The sequence below is a fragment of the Conyzicola lurida genome (assembly GCF_014204935.1).
GTDB classification, from domain to species: domain Bacteria; phylum Actinomycetota; class Actinomycetes; order Actinomycetales; family Microbacteriaceae; genus Conyzicola; species Conyzicola lurida.
The window spans coordinates 1674645-1691107 of record NZ_JACHMJ010000001.1; the positions used below are offsets into that span (position 1 = coordinate 1674645).

Here is a 16463-nt window from a genome sequence, read left to right on the forward strand (position 1 = left end):
CTCGTGGGTGGCTGCGATTGCAGTCACCCGCACCAAGCTCATTGGAGTCCCTCACATGTTCAGTGATTCTTCCGAAGTGCTCAAGTTCATCAAGGACACTGACGTCAAGTTCCTTGATATTCGCTTCACCGACCTTCCCGGCGTGCAGCAGCACTTCAACATTCCCGCGTCCACTGTCGATGAGGAGTTCTTCTCCGTCGGCCAGCTCTTCGATGGCTCGTCGATCCGCGGATTCGCGTCGATCCACGAGTCCGACATGCAGCTCATCCCGGACGTCACCACGGCGTACCTCGACCCGTTCCGTGTCGAGCGCACGCTGATTATGATCTTCGACATCTACAACCCGCGTAACGGCGAGATCTACTCGCGCGACCCGCGCCAGATCGCCAAGAAGGCGGAGAAGTACCTCGCGTCCACCGGCATCGCCGACACCGCGTACTTCGCCCCCGAGGCCGAGTTCTACATCTTCGACGACGTGCGTTACGAAGTGAAGCAGAACTCGAGCTTCTACTCGGTCGACTCCGAAGAGGGAGCCTGGAACACGGGCCGCGTCGAAGAGGGCGGAAACCTCGCCAACAAGACGCCGTTCAAGGGCGGCTACTTCCCCGTCAGCCCCGTCGACAAGCAGGCCGACCTCCGCGACGACATCAGCCTCAAGCTGATCGACGCCGGCCTCATCCTCGAGCGCGCCCACCACGAGGTGGGCACCGGCGGCCAGGCCGAGATCAACTACCGCTTCGACACGATGGTGCACGCGGCAGACGACATCCTCAAGTTCAAGTACATCGTGAAGAACACCGCCGAGCAGTGGGGCAAGACCGCGACGTTTATGCCGAAGCCGCTCTTCGGCGACAACGGCTCGGGCATGCACACGCACCAGTCGCTGTGGAACGGCTCGACGCCGCTCTTCTACGACGAGTCCGGCTACGGCGGACTGAGCGACATCGCGCGCTGGTACATCGGTGGCCTGCTCAAGCACGCTCCGGCAGTGCTCGCGTTCACCAACCCGACGCTCAACTCGTACCGTCGCCTCATCCCCGGATTCGAAGCCCCCGTGAACCTGGTCTACTCGGCCGGCAACCGTTCGGCCTCGATCCGCATCCCGATCACGGGTACCAACCCGAAGGCCAAGCGCATCGAGTTCCGCGCGCCCGACGCCTCCGGCAACCCGTACCTCGCTTTCGCCGCGCAGCTCATGGCTGGCCTCGACGGAATCAAGAACAAGATCGAGCCGCACGAGCCCGTCGACAAGGACCTGTACGAGCTTCCCCCCGAGGAAGCCAAGAACATCCCCCAGGTTCCCGCGTCGCTCGAGGAGGCGCTCCGCGCTCTCGAGGCCGACCACGAGTTCCTCACCGCGGGTGGCGTGTTCACGAACGACCTGATCGAGACCTGGATCGCGTACAAGCGCGAGAAGGAGATCATCCCGGCCGCTCAGCGCCCGACCCCGTTCGAGTACGAGCTGTACTACAGCGTCTAACCTCGGCACCAGCGACGGCCGCATCCCTCGGGGGTGCGGCCGTCGTCGTTTAAGAGCGGGCGGGATGGCGCAGCCGGCGCCGCCCGGAAACGACGAACGGCCGCACCCTCCTGGACGAGGGTGCGGCCGAACGAGTCGGTGGGGCTGAGGGTCTGCCGGCTAGCGGGCGCCGACCAGCGTGCGGATCGGTCCCGTGGTGAGCGCCGCCGGCTGCTCGTCGACGGGCACCGGGCGACCGAGGGCACGGAACTTCCAGCCCGCCGCGCGCCAGGCGTCGGCGTCGAGGCAGTTGCGGGCGTCGATGACGACCGGCGTGTGCACCAGGTCGAGCATCGCGACGGGGTCGGCGTCGACGAACTCGGCCCACTCCGTGAGCACGAGCAGGGCGTCGGAGTCGGTGACCGCGTCCTCGATGGTGTCGACGTAGGTGAGCGTGGGGAACATCGCCTTCGCCGTCGCGCCGGCCTCCGGGTCGAACACCACGACCTGCGCGCCCCGCAGGTGCAGGGCGGCGGCCACGTTGAGCGCCGGCGAGTCGCGGACGTCGTCGGTGTGCGGCTTGAAGGCCGCGCCGAGGACGCCGATGCGACGGTTGAGCACCGATCCCCCGAGCGCCGTCAGCGCCAGGTCGATCACGCGCTGCCGCTGCCCCATGTTGATCTCGTCCACCTGCTGCATCAGCGACGCGGCCGAGTAGGCGCCGAGTTCGCTCGAGCGGTACATGAGGGCGCGGATGTCCTTCGGCAGGCAGCCGCCGCCGAAGCCGAGCCCGGCGTTGAGGAACTGGCGTCCGATGCGCACGTCGTGGCCCAGCGCGTCGGCGAGCACGGAGACGTCGGCGCCGGCGGCTTCGCAGACCTCGGCGATCGCGTTGATGAACGAGATCTTCGTCGCGAGGAACGCGTTCGCGCTCACCTTGACCAGCTCGGCCGTCGGCAGGTCGCAGGCGATCACCGGGGTGCCGGTGGCGATCGGTGCGGCGTAGACCGTGCGCAGCAGGGCCTCCGCTTTCTCCGAGGCGCCTCCGAAGACGATGCGGTCGGGCGTCAGCGTGTCCATGACCGCCTTGCCCTCGCGCAGGAACTCGGGGTTCCAGACCAGCTCTGCGGTGATACCCGCGGGGATGACCGACGCGACGATGTCACGCAGGCGCATTCCCGTACCGACCGGAACCGTCGACTTGCCGACGATCAGGCCGTCGTGGGTGAGGTTGGCCGCAACGGCTGCCGTGGCATCCTCGACGAACTTCAGATTGGCGGCGTTGCTGCCACGCTGCTGGGGCGTACCCACGCAGATGAAGTGCACGTCGGAGAGGGCGGTCGCTTCGGCGATATCGGTGGTGAACCGCAGGCGACCGCTCTTGACGTGCTTGAGGATGAGCTCGGGCAGACCGGGCTCGAAGAACGGCACCTTGCCGGCGCTGAGCGCCTCGACCTTCTTGGGGTCGACGTCGACGCCGAACACCTCGAAGCCCATCTCGGCCATCGCGGCGGCGTGGGTGGCCCCCAGGTAGCCGGTGCCGATCACGCTGATGCGCGGTGCGTTGACTGAACGGTCGATCTCTGGTGCGTCTGTCGTGGCTTTCATTGTGGACCTCCCTGATGGCGTTGCGTGGGGTGTGCGGTTGTGGTTGTGGGGTGAGCGGGTCATGGGGCGGGTATCGGTGTCAGGTTGAAGTTCTCGTCGGGCCTGACGACACCGATCTTGAAGGCGGCGAGTGTCTCCGGTCGGGAGTCGACGCGCCAGTCGTTGGTTCCGAGTTCGCCCTCGATGTAGCTGGTGACCGCGAGGTTGAACCAGGCCACACCGACGATGTCGTTGTTCTTCGGGTCGGCGAGACTGTCGAACATGCTCTCGACCCACTGGGCCTTCTTGCCGCCGATCTCGGACGCTCCCACCTCGGCCAGGACGATCGGCTTGCTGGTGATCGCACGCAGCGCGTCGAGGCTCCGGTCGAAGGTGTAGTCGAACTCGAAGGGGTTGTCCGGCTCGTACTCGGGACGGAGGTAGCCGGAGAGGCCGACCCAGTCCACGTAGTCGTCGCCGGGGTAGAGCGCCGCGAGGAACTCCGGCGTCTTGTTGGCGGCGGGCAGCTTGTTCACGATGTTCGGAGCCCAGGTCCAGATGACGAGGTTGTTCGCACCCTCCTGTTCGAAGATGTCGTGCACGTGCTGCCAGACCTTCACGTAGTCGCCGACACGGTTGCCGTTGATCGGGTCGCCGTTGCCCTTGGTCTCGGACCAGGGGTACCAGACGCCGTTCATCTCGTGGTCGAAGCGGATCGCGAGCGGGAGCCCGGTGGCGACGATGTCTTTCGCGTACTGGTGCAGGTAGGCGTCGTACGAGCCGGGTATGCCGGATGCCGCGTCCCCGAGGATGTCGGGAAGCTGGTAGTCCGGCTCGTCGATCTGGCTGTTCGGCGATCCGATCGGGCGCGACTCCCAGGTGAGCATCGGCAGGGTGCCGCGGTCCCAGGCACGGGTGACCGCGTTGGCACGGAACGCCTCGTCCCAGCCGCCGAAGTAGCCGACGAGACTCGGCTCGGCGCCGATCTTCGTGGCCGCGTCGTCGTACGTCGCCCAGTTGAACGGGGCCTGCGCGGTGTAGAGACCGAAGTAGCGCGACGTCGGGTTGACGATCTCGGCCTTGGTCGGCACCACCACGGGCACCACGACCGGCGGGGTGACCGGTGGCGTCGTGGGTTCCGGAGCGGGGGTCGGCACCACGGGCGGCGTGACCGGCGGGGTCGTCGGTTCCGGGGTCGGCACCGGTGCGGTCGTCGGCTCCGGCGTCGGACTCGCCGAGGGCTTCGGTGTCGCAGAGGGCTTCGGCGTCGCAGAGGGTTTCGGGGTCGCAGAGGGCTTGGGCGTCGAGGACGGCTTCGGCGTCGCCGAGGGCTTGGGCGTCGAGGACGGCTTCGGGGTGGTCGTCGGCTTCGGGTCGTCGGCGGTCGGATCGGTCGTCGACGGCTTCGACGGCTTGGACGGGGTCGTCGTGCTGCTGCCCGGCGCCTTCACGAACGGGGCGGACGCGGTCGGCGGGGTCGAAATGCGGATCGTGACCGGCGGAATGCCCTGGATCTCGGCGAGTTTGCGCTTCGAGCTCTCGTAGGCGCTGGTGAGCCGGGCGAGCTGGCCGTTACGGTCGTCGACCTTGCTCTGCAGTTCCACCGTGCGGCTGAGGAGCCGGTTGCGCTCGTCGGTCATGGAGTTGACCGCGCCGGTCTCCTCGACAACGGTCTCGATGCCGGCACGGACCTGGCTCGCCGGGCTGGCGGGCGACATCCAGACGAAGTAGCTGACGCCGGCGAGGGCGAGTCCGATGAGCGTCGCGCCCACCGCCGTCCGCCTGGCGCTGCCGGTGCTGGATGCCCACCACGAGTTATCAGACTTGGACAAGGAGTACCGCCTCTACAAAAAAGATGGTGAAGCCGATGAGATAAGGGAACGCCGCTTTGGGGTTGAGACGACGCCGCGGAGTTGTCTGTCGCATGACGGGCTTCTGAACATTTGGTCGGATGATTTCTGCCCGGCGCTCGTCGACGAGTACGCTTCCGACCGCGAGCGGCTGGGTGCCGTCGGTCGTCGCCGTCACCGTGCCGCCGGAGAGCGTCCACGCGGCGTCGATGTCGCCGAGATCCGCGGTGCCGGGGGCCGCGAGGCGGCCGGGTTCGTCGACCGCGTGTTCGCGGGCGGCGTCGGCCGCGTCATCCTGAGCCCCGCCGGCGTAGGCGCCGGCTCTCGTGCCCCAGCCGCTGGCGTGACCCATGCGGAAGAAGCCGATGAGACGCACGGGCATCAGGAAGAACGTCGAGGCGAGGATGAAGACGGGGAGGCGGAAGAAGTCGGAGGGCTTCTCGCCGAGGTGCCGCATCTGGCGGATGCCCATGCTGAGCACCGACGAGACGACCATCAGGGCGATGATCACGAACAGGCCGGACTGCACGCCGTATTCCTGCAGCAGTCCCTCGTAGAAGTTGATGCCCTCGCCGGTGAAGGCGCGGTAGACCCAGCCGCCGATCACGCCGGCGAGGAGGAACGGCAGGATGATGTCCATCACGAAGAACAGCGCGAGCAGCGGCGCGTGCCCGAGCATCCAGGGCAGCATCCGCAGGGTGTTGTACTGGCTGCCGCGTGCCCAGCGCAGCTGCTGCTTGAACAGCTTCTTCACCTGCAGGGGCGCGTCGGTGTAGACGAGGCTGGTGTGCTGGTAGACCGTGCGGTAGCCCTCTTTGAGGGTGAGGTTGGTGAGCGTGCGGTCGTCGGAGACCTCGAGGAAGACGCCCATGAAGCGCTCGGTCATGAATTTGTCCATCACCGTCATCAGGATGCTGCGGCGGAAGGCGATCGTGCGGCCGGGGAGGCAGCCGACCTGGCCCATCACGCTCTGCGCGGGCATCGAGTACAGCGATCGCGAGTTCTCGAGCCAGTCGGCCCAGCGGGTGATCCACGAGCGCTCCGGTTCGAGGATGCGCTGGCGGGTGGTGACCCCGCCGACGCGGCTGTCGGCGAAGGGCTTCACGAGCTCGTCGAGCGCGTTCGGCATCCACACGGTGTCGGAGTCGACGAGCACGGTGATGTCGCCCGTCGACATGTTCGTGCCGATCATGACCGCGTTGCGCTTGCCCGGGATCGGGGTGTGCACCCAGCGGACGAGCGGCGCGTACTCCTCGCACACCGCCTGCAGCGCGGGGTTCTCGGCGCCGTTGATGACGACGATGATCTCGCCCGGCTTCTGCTCGACCATGCGCTCGATGACGTCGCGGAAGAGGTCGAGCGGCTCGTCGACCACGGGGACGACGACGCTGGTCGTTCCGGTGAAGGTACCCGTGAACGGCCGGTAGCGGCGCGAGACGAGGACCTTGATGATCCAGAGGCCCCAGATGCACGCGGAGTAGACCGTGAACAGGTAGAGCTCGGGGTGGCCTTCGATGAGATGGCGCAACTGAAGGATGAAAATAAACATCTGTCCCCAACGTTGGTGTGAAGAAAAGCGGCTTCCACAACATCGGGGAACTGAATGGTGACGCGTCGGGTAGGCCCCAGTATGTGTGCCCCTATCGGGGGGCCGCAAGCGACGAAAGCGCGTGACCGTAGCGTTGCGATACGGCGCGGCCGGGTCGCCGACGCGGGGGTGGAATCTCCGAGTCCCCGTTAAGGGGGACTCGGTTTTCGAGGCCGAAATCGGGATGCCGCGGCCGCCCCGCGCGCCCCGGAAAAGCCGCCCGTAGAAATGTCGGGCCGCGCGACAAACAGCCGGTCACCCGCCCCTCGACCGGTGCCGCCCCGACGCCGGCGGGCGACGTCCCTCGACTGGATGAGGGTATTAGCCAGCTGCCCGAGCGAGGTACAGAATCCGGAAACGGGGTACAGGAATGTTTGACCGTTTCAACGGCCGAACCGGGGTCGAAAATTGGTTAAAGAATATTCCGCTCACCATTTGCCGACGCGGGATTAATGACCTCGAACAGCTTCCCGTGCAACAAACCTGCGTGAGAAGACTCTCATCTGCGACCCTCGGGGGGTGACCCCGGGGCACGCCGCGAAGCGACTCAGGCCGTGGTGGGAGCCGGATTCGACGGCAGACCGTAGAACTCGCGCTCGAAAACGTGCCGGGCGAGCCGGGTCGTGCGCAGGTAGTCCTCTTCGAGCAGCGACGCGGAGCCGGGGGCGTATTCGAGCAACCGGGCGACGCCCTCGAGCTGGGCGCGGTCGGTGGGCAGCACGTCGGCGGTCTTCGAACTCCAGAGCGTGATCGCGCTGCGCGCGCGCGAGGCGAGGACCCAGGCATCCCGGAGCTTCGCGGCATCCGCCGGGGTCACCAGGCCGGCGTCCACGGCCACCGCGAGGGCGCCGAGGGTCGAGGTGGTGCGCAGTCCGGGGATACGGGCGCCGTGCTGCAACTGCAACAGCTGCACGAACCACTCCACGTCGCTGAGCGAGCCGCGGCCGAGCTTGAGGTGGCGCGAGGGATCGGCGGCCTGCGGAAGGCGCTCGGACTCGACCCGCGCCTTGATGCGCTTGATCTCGCGCACGTCCCGGTCGGAGATGGACGGGGGGAACCGCACCTCGTCGGCGAGCTTCTCGAACTCGGCGATGAGCGGGTCGTCGCCGACAGCGCCGCGGGCACGCAGCAGGGCCTGCGCCTCCCAGGTCAGCGACCAGCGGGCGTAGTACGCGCGGTAGGAGTCGAGCGAGCGCACGATCGCGCCGGTCTTGCCCTCGGGACGCAGGCCGATGTCGAGGTCGAGCGGGGTGCGCAGGTCTTCCGTGAGCCGGGAGAGCGACCGCACGATGTTCTCGGCGCGTGACTGCGCCTCGCCGTCGGTCGCGCCCGCGGGGCGGTAGACGTACATCACGTCGGCGTCGGAGCCGAACCCGAGCTCCGCTCCCCCGTACCGCCCCATCGCGATGACGGCGAACTCGATGCCGTCGCCGTAGCGATGGGCGATCGCGAGCGCGCCGGTGAGGACCGCCGTCGTGATGTCCGACAGGGCGCGGCCGAGCTCCTCGATCGTGATGGTGCCGAGGATGGCACCCATCGCGACGCGGAGGATCTCGCGCCGGCGGGCGGTGCGCAGCACGAGCGCCGCGGCGTCCGCGTCGTCGTAGTGCCGGGCCACGGTGGCCCGCGCCTCGTCCAGCAGCACCGCGGTGGGCCGGGGGCGCAGCTCGGAGTCGCTCTCCAGCCAGGCGGCGGCCTCGGGGATGCGCTCGAAGAGGTCCCCGACGAACCGGGAGCCGGAGAGCACGTGGGTGAGCCGCTGGGCCGCGCCCGACGAGTCCCGCAGCATCCGTAGGAACCAGTAGGCCTCGCCCAGGTCGTCGCTGAGCCGGCGGAAAGCCAGGAGCCCGTGGTCGGGGTCCGCGCCCTCGGCGAACCACTGCAGCATGACGGGCAGGAGGTTGCGCTGGATGGTCGCGCGGCGCGAGACTCCTCCGGTGAGCGCGGCGATGTGGCGCAGGGCGCCGGCGGGGTCGGTGAACCCGATGGCAGCCAGGCGCGCGGTCGCCTGGGCGCTGCTCAGTGCCAGGCCGTCCTCGGGGAGCGCCGCGACGGCGGAGAGCAGCGGCCGGTAGAAGAGGCGCTCGTGCAGCCGGCGGACGGCGTTCTTGGTGCGCTTCCACTGCTCGGCGAGTTCGACGCCGCTCGCTGACACCCCGCTCGCCCGCGCGAGGATGCGCAGCGCCTCGGGGTCGGTGGGCATGAGGTGCGTGCGGAGCAGCTTGGTGAGCTGCAGGCGGTGTTCGAGCAACCGGAGGAACCGGTAGTCGCGGGAGAACTCGGCGGCTTCGACGCGGCCGATGTACCCCTGGTCCGCGAGGGCGATGAGCGCGGGCAGCGTGGCCGCCTGCCGCACGAGCGGGTCGCTCTGGCCGTGCACGAGCTGCAGCAGCTGGATGGTGAACTCGACGTCGCGGAGCCCGCCCGGGCCGAGCTTGAGCTGCACGTCCAGCTCGTCGCCGGGGATGTTCTGGGTGACCCGCTCGCGCATCCGCTGCACCGAGTCGACGAAGCCGTCGCGGCTCGCGCTGGACCAGACGAGCGGCGCGACGGCCTCGACGTACCGGGTGCCGAGCACGAGGTCGCCGGCGAGTGGCCGCGCCTTGAGCAGGGCCTGGAACTCCCAGCTCTTCGCCCAGCGGTCGTAGTACGCGAGGTGCGACTCGAGCGTGCGGACGAGGGCGCCGTCCTTGCCCTCCGGGCGCAGGTTCGCGTCGACCTCCCACAGTTCGGGTTCGTAGGCCGGTTCGTGGATGCCGCGCATGGTCTCCATGGCGAGGCGGGTGGCGATCTCGACCGCACGGTCGTTCGACAACCCGTCGGCCGCTTCGCCGACGAAGATCACGTCCACGTCGCTCACGTAGTTGAGCTCGCGGGCGCCGGCCTTGCCCATACCGATCACCGCGAGGCGGGTGAGCGCCACGTCGGCGGCCGGGAAACGCACCACGGTGCGCGCGTGCGCGAGGGAGGCGTCGAGCGCGGCGCCGGCGAGGTCCGCCAGCGCGGCGGCGACGACGGAGACGGCGGCGAGGGGGTCGGACTGCTCGAGATCCCACGCGGTGAGCTGCACGAGGTGGCGCCGGTAGCGCACCCGCAGCGCGGTGACCGCGGCGTCGCCCTCCAGCCCGGCCATCGAACCGAGGATGTCGGCGGTGTACTCGGCAGCGCCCGGCGGCCCCGCGATGGGATCGCTGATCGCGGAGAGTTCGGACGGCCGGCGGCTGAGGAAGTCGCCGAGCCCCATCGAGGCGCCGAGCACGCGCACGAGCCGGGCAGCGGCCGCGTCATCCCGCATCACCGACTCGAGCTCCGTCGGGGCTCCCTCCCGCAACCGGCCGAGCAGCAGCAGGGCCTGGTCGGGGTCGGCGGCGTGCGCGAAGAACGGGATGACCGAGTCGTCGAACTCGGCCAGCCGCTCCCGCGACGTCTCCAGATCGGCGAAGCCGAGCCGGGCCAGATCAGTCAGCGTTGTCTGATGGCGCATGGTGCCTACAGGATCTCGAGATTGCTCTCCAGCTCGTACGGCGTGACCTGGGCGCGGTATTCCTTCCACTCGCGACGCTTGTTCAGCAGCACGTAGTTGAAGACCTGCTCGCCCAGGGTTTCCGCGACGAGCTCGGAGTCTTCCATGAGGGAGACGGCGTGGTCGAGGCTCGCCGGCAGCTGGTTGTAGCCGAGGGCGCGGCGCTCGGCGTCGCTGAGCTCCCAGACGTTGTCTTCGGCCTCGGCGGGAAGCTCGTATCCCTCTTCGATGCCCTTGAGCCCGGCCGCGAGCAGCAGCGAGTAGGCGAGGTACGGGTTCGCCGCGGCGTCGAGCGCGCGGTACTCGACGCGCGCGCTCTGTCCCTTGTTGGGCTTGTAGAGCGGCACGCGCACGAGGGCGGACCGGTTGTTGTGGCCCCAGGTGACGAAGCTCGGAGCCTCGTCGCCGCCCCACAGGCGCTTGTACGAGTTGACGAACTGGTTCGTCACGGCCGTGATCTCGGGGGCGTGCTTGAGCAGGCCCGCGACGAACTGGCGGCCGATCGTGGAGAGCTGGTAATGCCCGCTCGCGTCGTAGAACGCGTTCGAGTCGCCCTCGAAGAGCGAGAGGTGCGTGTGCATTCCACTGCCGGGCTGGCCCGACATCGGCTTCGGCATAAACGTCGCGTAGACACCCTGCTCGATCGCGACCTCTTTGATCACGGTGCGGAAGGTCATGATGTTGTCGGCCGTGGTGAGGGCGTCCGCGTAGCGCAGGTCGATCTCGTTCTGGCCGGGGCCGGCCTCGTGGTGGCTGAACTCCACCGAGATGCCGAGGTCCTCGAGCATGCGCACCGAGCGGCGGCGGAAGTCGTGCGCCGTGCCGCCGGGGACGTTGTCGAAGAAGCCGGCGGAGTCGACCGGTTCGGGCTTGCCGTTCTTCAGCTTCGACGACTTGAGGAGGTAGAACTCGATCTCGGGGTGCGTGTAGAAGGTGAAGCCGCGGTCGGCCGCCTTGGCCAGCGTGCGCTTGAGCACGTGGCGGGGGTCGGAGACGGCGGGCTGGCCGTCGGGCGTGGTGATGTCGCAGAACATGCGCGCGGTGGGGTCGATCTCGCCGCGCCACGGCAGGATCTGGAACGTCGTGGGGTCGGGCTGCGCGAGCATGTCCGCCTCGTACGCGCGGGTGAAGCCCTCGATGGCCGAGCCGTCGAATCCGAGACCCTCGGAGAACGCGCCCTCCACCTCGGCGGGGGCGATCGCGACGCTCTTCAGCGTGCCGACGACGTCGGTGAACCATAGGCGGATGAACTTGATGCCTCGTTCTTCAATGGTTCGAAGAACGAAGTCTCGCTGCTTGTCCATCCGGCTCCTCATGTTGCTCTGGGGGTAGTCGTTTACCGCGCTATTAGGCTACTGGCTATGCCCCGTCTCCGCTTGGCACTCGCCCAGTCGAATCCTATTGTGGGGGACCTCGCGGCCAACGCCGAGCAGATCCTCGCCGCGGCCCACGACGCGGTATCCCGGGGCGCCGACCTGCTCGCGGTGGGCGAGTGCGCGATCTCCGGCTACCCGATCGAGGACCTGGCATCCCGGCCGAGTTTTCTCGCGGCCTCGCGTGTCGCGGTCGCCGACCTCGCCAAGCGGCTGCAGGATGCCGGGCTCGGCGACCTGCCGGTGATCGTCGGCCACCCCGACGGTCCGTTCGAGCCGCGGCTGCTGGGCACGAGCAACGCCCCCACGGCGATCGCCCAGAACTGCGCGAGCGTCCTGCAGCACGGCCATGTGAAGGCCCGCTACGCCAAGCACCACCTGCCCAACTACTCGGTGTTCGACGAGTACCGCGTCTTCATCCCCGGCGACGAGCTGCTCGTGCTGCGCCTCAAGGGCGTCGACGTCGCGGTGATCGTCTGCGAGGACCTCTGGCGCGACGGCGGCCCGCTCGGCCGCGTGCTCGAGGCCGACGCCGGGCTTCTCGTCGTCATCAACGCGTCGCCGTTCGAGCGCGACAAAGACGAGGTGCGCCTCCCCCTCGTCACCCGGCGCGCGGTGGAGACCGACACCGTCGTCGCCTACGTCAACATCGTCGGCGGCCAGGACGACCTGGTCTTCGACGGCGACAGCGTGGTGGTCGACGGCACGGGCGACATTCTCGCCAGGGCCCCGCAGTTCGAACCCCACCTGCTGGTGGTCGACATCGAGGCGGATGCCGCGACCGACGCCGCGGCCGTGCCCGCCGTCGCCCGGGTGGCACTCGCCGACGCACCCCACGCCTATCCCCCGCTCGAGCGCGACATCGCGCTGCTCCCCCACGACAGCGAGCAGGTGTGGAACGCGCTCGTGACCGGCGTGCGCGACTACGTGCAGAAGAACGGCTTCGGCTCCGTCATCCTCGGCCTGTCCGGCGGCATCGACTCGGCCGTCTGCGCGGCGATCGCGGCCGACGCCCTCGGCGCGCACCGGGTGCACGGCGTCAGCATGCCGAGCCGCTACAGCTCGGGGCACTCCCGGTCCGACGCCGACGACCTCGCCGAGCGAATCGGCCTGCACTACTCGGTCGAACCGATCGCCGACCTCGTGCTGCCCATCGAGTCCCAGCTGAAGCTCACCGGCACGGCCGCGGAGAACGTGCAGGCGCGCATCCGGGCGATCATCCTCATGGGGCTCTCCAACCTGCACGGGCACCTCGTGCTGACCACGGGCAACAAGACCGAGCTGTCGGTCGGCTACTCGACCATCTACGGCGATTCGGCCGGCGGGTTCGCTCCGATCAAGGACGTGCCGAAGACCACCGTGTGGGAACTGGCGCGGTGGCGCAACGCGGCGGCGACGGCGCGCGGCGAGACCCCGCCGATCCCCGAGAACTCGATCGAGAAGCCGCCGTCGGCCGAGCTGCGTCCGGACCAGACCGACCAGGACACGCTTCCGCCGTACGAGATCCTCGACGGGATCCTCGAGGCCTACATCGACCGCGCCCTCGGCGCCGAAGACGTCATCGCCCTCGGGTACGAGCGCGACACCGTGCTCGCCGTGACCCTGCTCGTCGACCGGTCGGAGTGGAAGCGCCGGCAGGGTGCGATCGGCCCCAAAATCAGCGGGATGGCGTTCGGCCGCGACCGCCGCCTGCCGATCACGTACCACCCGCACGACTAGACGTACACTTCTGAGAATGCCCACGCAGCGCCCCACCTCGAGCAGGACGACCAGACCCCGCTCGACGACGAGATCCCCCGCGACACGCGCGGCCTCGTCTCCCGCGCGACGGGCCGCCCCGGGTCCCGCCACGCGCCGCCCGACGAAGAAGCCAGCCCCTCGTCAGAACCGCACCACCCCCGCGGTCGTCGTGATGTACCTCGCCTTCGTGCTGGTCTTCGTCGTGATGGCCTTCTACACCGTGCTGCACCTCGTCTTCTTCGGATTCAGCGGCGAACCGGTCGGCATCGACTTCGGCCTCGCCTTGGTACTGCCGCTGCTCTGGATCGTCGGCCTGCTACGGGCCGTCGCGACGCGCGCGCGACCCGCCGTCTCGCTCGCCTGGGGTATCGCGTTCATCGTGCTGGTCGTCGCGGTGCTGGCCTTCGACACGGTGCGTTTCACGCCGATCCTGTTCGGCTGAGGCCGGGACTAAACTCGAAACCATGGCAGATCAGGCAGTCAAGCGCGTTCGTACCAGACACTTCCAGAACGCGAAGGAAGCCGGGATCAAGATCACCGGGCTCACCAGCTACGACCAGCTCACGGCATCCATCTTCGACTCCGCCGGAATCGACTTCCTGCTCGTCGGCGATTCCGCCGGCAACGTCGTCTTCGGACACGGCACCACGCTGCCCGTCACGGTCGACGAGCTCATCCCGCTGACCCGCGCCGTCGCCGGCGCCGTCAAGCGCGCGTTCGTCGTCGCCGACATGCCCTTCGGTTCGTACGAGATCAGCCCCGACGAGGCATTGCACACCGCGTTCCGCTTTATGAAGGAGACTGGGGCGCACGCGGTCAAGCTCGAGGGCGGCGTGCGCAGCGCCGAGCAGATCCGCCGCATCGTCGAGGCCGGCATCCCGGTCATGGCGCACATCGGCTTCACCCCGCAGAGCGAGCACGGCCTCGGCGGACACATGATCCAGGGCCGCGGAGAAGGCGCGGAGAAGCTGCTCGCCGACGCGCGCGCGGTCGAGGACGCGGGCGCGTTCGCCGTCGTGCTCGAGATGGTGCCGTCAGGAATCGCCGCGCAGGTGACGAAGGAACTCCGCATCCCCACGATCGGCGTCGGCGCCGGCCCCCACGTCGACGGGCAGCTGCTCGTCTGGACCGACTGGGCGGGGCTCGGCAACGGCCGCGTGCCCAAGTTCGTCAAGCAGTACGCCGACCTGCACGGGGTGCTGACGGATGCCGCGACCGCCTACATCGCGGACGTGGCGACCGAGTCCTACCCGGCCGCCGAGCACGAGTACCCGGAGTAAGCCGGTTCCGAGGGGCTAGCGCTCCTCGGCCTCGCGCTCTTCCTCGGCCCACTGCTTCGCGCGGTCGGCGATGATCTGCTTGGCGTTCGCCGCGTCCTCACGGCTGGCGAACGGGCCGTCACGGTCGGAACCGAGCGACTGCGGACCTTCCTCGACCTCGCCGGTCTTGTTGTTGAACCACCACTGGGTCATGAGAGCCTCCTGTCGAAACTAGAGTTGAGCTTATGCCTCGCGACATCAACGGACACCTCATCCCCGGCCGAATCTCACCTCCGCGGAGCGTGCCACAGGGCATCGCGCGTCCGGAGTACGTGGGCAGGAAGACGCCGAAGACCTTTACGGGGTCGGATGTCTATTCCGCGTCATCCATCGATCTGATCCGGGAATCGAGCGTCATCGCCGCGCAGGCGATCCAGGCCGTCGGCGCGGCGGTGCGCCCCGGCATCACCACCGACGAGCTCGACGGCATCGGGCACGACTTCGTCGTCGCGGCCGGCGCGTACCCGTCGACGCTCGGCTACCGCGGGTTCCAGAAGTCGACCTGCACGTCGGTCAACGAGGTCGTCTGCCACGGCATCCCCGACGACACCGTGCTGCAGGACGGCGACATCATCAACATCGACATCACCGCCTACAAGAACGGGGTGCACGGCGACAGCAACGTGACCTTCGTCGTCGGCGAGGTGGCCCCCGAGGTCGCGGACCTGATCGACCGCACGCGGGAGTCGCTCAACCGCGGCATCAAGGCGGTCGCGCCGGGCCGCGAGGTCAACGTGATCGGTCGCGCGATCGAGTCGTACGCCAAGAGGTTCGAGTACGGCGTCGTGCGCGACTTCACCGGGCACGGTGTGGGCGAGGCATTCCACTCCGGGCTGATCATCCCGCACTACGACTCGGCCCCGCGGTTCGACGACGAGATCGTCGAGAACATGGTCTTCACGATCGAGCCGATGCTCACGCTCGGGGGCTCGCCCGAGTGGGAGATGTGGGCCGACGGCTGGACCGTCGTCACCAAGGACCGCAGCTACACGGCCCAGTTCGAGCACACCCTCGTCGTCACGGCCCGCGGCGCCGAGGTGCTGACGCTGCCGTAGTCTCCCGTTCCCTTAGGCTGGGGGCATGACAACGGCGCTCGGAATCGATATTGGCGGAACCGGAATCAAAGGGGCCATCGTCGACGTCGACAGTGGCGAACTGATCACGGACCGCATAAAGCTCAACACCCCGGAGGGCGGTGAGCCCGAGGCGATCCTCGCGACCGTCATCGAGCTCATCGCGAAGCTGGGCAGTGCGGCCGACGGGATCCCCGTGGGCGTCTGCTTCCCCGCCGTCGTGCGGCACGGCAAGACCATGTCGGCCGCCAACGTCTCGAAGAAGTGGATCGGCCTCGAGGCCGAGGCGCTGTTCGAAAAGGGACTCGGCCGCGATATCTCCTTCGTCAACGACGCGGACGCCGCCGGCCTCGCCGAGGTGCGCTACGGCGCGGCCAAGGGCGTGCAGGGCCTGGTGATGCTGACCACGCTCGGCACCGGCATCGGAACCGCCATGATCTACGACGGCGTGCTGATCCCGAACTCGGAGCTCGGCCACCTCGAGATCGAGGGCAAGGATGCGGAGACGCGCGCCGCCTACTCGGCCAAGGAGCGTCACGAGCTGAGCTGGGAGCGCTGGGCGAAGCGCCTGCAGAAGTACTACGTCACGCTCGAGGCGCTGTTCTCCCCCGACCTGTTCATCGTCGGCGGCGGCGTCTCGAAGCACCACGAGGACTTCCTGCCGCTGCTCGACCTGAGCGTGCCGATCGTGCCGGCCAAGCTGCGCAACAACGCGGGCATCCTCGGCGCTGCCGCCCTCGCGGTGAAGATCCCGGGCGGCATCGCCTAGGCAGCGCCGCGCCCGCGCCTCTGCGCACGGCTGCCGCGCATCGTGCTCGCCCCGCGCCACCCTTCGGAAATTCAGGAAGAGTCGCACACCAACGGCAAACGCCCCCGCGATACATCGCGGGGGCGTTTCACGTTGCGCCGCAGAGTTCCTGAATTTCCGAATTCACGCGGGCTCGGAGCGGG

At 68.5% G+C, this 16463-nt stretch carries 12 protein-coding genes; 6 read left to right on the forward strand and 6 right to left on the reverse strand.

Features of this window, described 5'->3' with window-relative positions; all coding sequences use genetic code 11:
• Positions 1-55 precede the first annotated feature (55 nt).
• Positions 56-1480, forward strand: coding sequence for a type I glutamate--ammonia ligase (gene glnA, locus HD599_RS08090; protein ID WP_184235749.1), 1425 nt, complete (start codon positions 56-58; stop codon positions 1478-1480).
• A gap of 159 nt (positions 1481-1639) precedes the next feature.
• Here the strand turns inward: glnA (HD599_RS08090) and HD599_RS08095 are convergent, their stop codons facing one another.
• The 5 genes from HD599_RS08095 to glnA (HD599_RS08115) all read right to left on the reverse strand — a co-directional run bounded on the left by HD599_RS08095 (position 1640) and on the right by glnA (HD599_RS08115) (position 11311).
• Positions 1640-3067, reverse strand: a complete 1428-nt coding sequence (locus HD599_RS08095; RefSeq protein WP_184235752.1) for a UDP-glucose dehydrogenase family protein — start codon at positions 3065-3067, stop codon at positions 1640-1642.
• A 59-nt stretch (positions 3068-3126) separates the two neighbouring features.
• Positions 3127-4878, reverse strand: a complete 1752-nt coding sequence (locus HD599_RS08100; RefSeq protein ID WP_246376127.1) for a glycosyl hydrolase — start codon at positions 4876-4878, stop codon at positions 3127-3129.
• Entirely contained in the window at positions 4865-6445 is a 1581-nt protein-coding gene (locus HD599_RS08105; protein ID WP_184235755.1) for a glycosyltransferase family 2 protein, read from the reverse strand. Before HD599_RS08105 ends, HD599_RS08100 begins: the two co-directional genes overlap by 14 nt.
• Positions 6446-7031: 586 nt before the next feature.
• Positions 7032-9968 carry a bifunctional [glutamine synthetase] adenylyltransferase/[glutamine synthetase]-adenylyl-L-tyrosine phosphorylase gene (locus tag HD599_RS08110; protein WP_184235758.1) on the reverse strand — a complete coding sequence of 979 codons (2937 nt, stop codon included), beginning with the start codon at positions 9966-9968 and terminating at the stop codon, positions 7032-7034.
• Between the two features lie 5 nt (positions 9969-9973).
• Positions 9974-11311 (reverse strand): type I glutamate--ammonia ligase, encoded by a 1338-nt coding sequence (gene glnA / locus HD599_RS08115; RefSeq protein WP_184235761.1) that lies wholly within the window; start codon positions 11309-11311, stop codon positions 9974-9976.
• A gap of 57 nt (positions 11312-11368) precedes the next feature.
• Between glnA (HD599_RS08115) and HD599_RS08120 the strand changes: the two genes are divergently transcribed.
• Genes HD599_RS08120 through panB form a run of 3 tightly spaced genes read left to right on the forward strand, consistent with a single transcriptional unit; the run spans position 11369 to position 14400 of the window.
• On the forward strand, positions 11369-13099 hold the full coding sequence (locus HD599_RS08120) for an NAD+ synthase (protein WP_184235765.1): 1731 nt from the start codon (positions 11369-11371) through the stop codon (positions 13097-13099).
• A gap of 16 nt (positions 13100-13115) precedes the next feature.
• The gene (locus HD599_RS08125) at positions 13116-13562 is read left to right on the forward strand and encodes a hypothetical protein (RefSeq protein WP_184235768.1); all 447 of its coding nucleotides are present in this window, start codon (positions 13116-13118) and stop codon (positions 13560-13562) included.
• Positions 13563-13584: 22 nt separating this feature from the next.
• Positions 13585-14400, forward strand: a complete 816-nt coding sequence (gene panB / locus HD599_RS08130; protein ID WP_184235771.1) for a 3-methyl-2-oxobutanoate hydroxymethyltransferase — start codon at positions 13585-13587, stop codon at positions 14398-14400.
• A 15-nt stretch (positions 14401-14415) separates the two neighbouring features.
• Here panB and HD599_RS08135 read toward each other — a convergent pair whose 3' ends face one another.
• A complete protein-coding gene (locus HD599_RS08135; protein ID WP_184235774.1) occupies positions 14416-14592 on the reverse strand; it encodes a methionine aminopeptidase in 177 nt (58 codons plus the stop codon).
• Between the two features lie 32 nt (positions 14593-14624).
• Here HD599_RS08135 and map point away from each other — a divergent pair, with 32 nt between their 5' ends.
• Complete coding sequence (gene map / locus HD599_RS08140) at positions 14625-15494, forward strand: type I methionyl aminopeptidase (RefSeq protein WP_184235777.1); 870 nt, start codon at positions 14625-14627, stop codon at positions 15492-15494.
• A 25-nt stretch (positions 15495-15519) separates the two neighbouring features.
• Entirely contained in the window at positions 15520-16281 is a 762-nt protein-coding gene (gene ppgK, locus HD599_RS08145; protein ID WP_184235780.1) for a polyphosphate--glucose phosphotransferase, read from the forward strand.
• Positions 16282-16463: the final 182 nt, after the last annotated feature.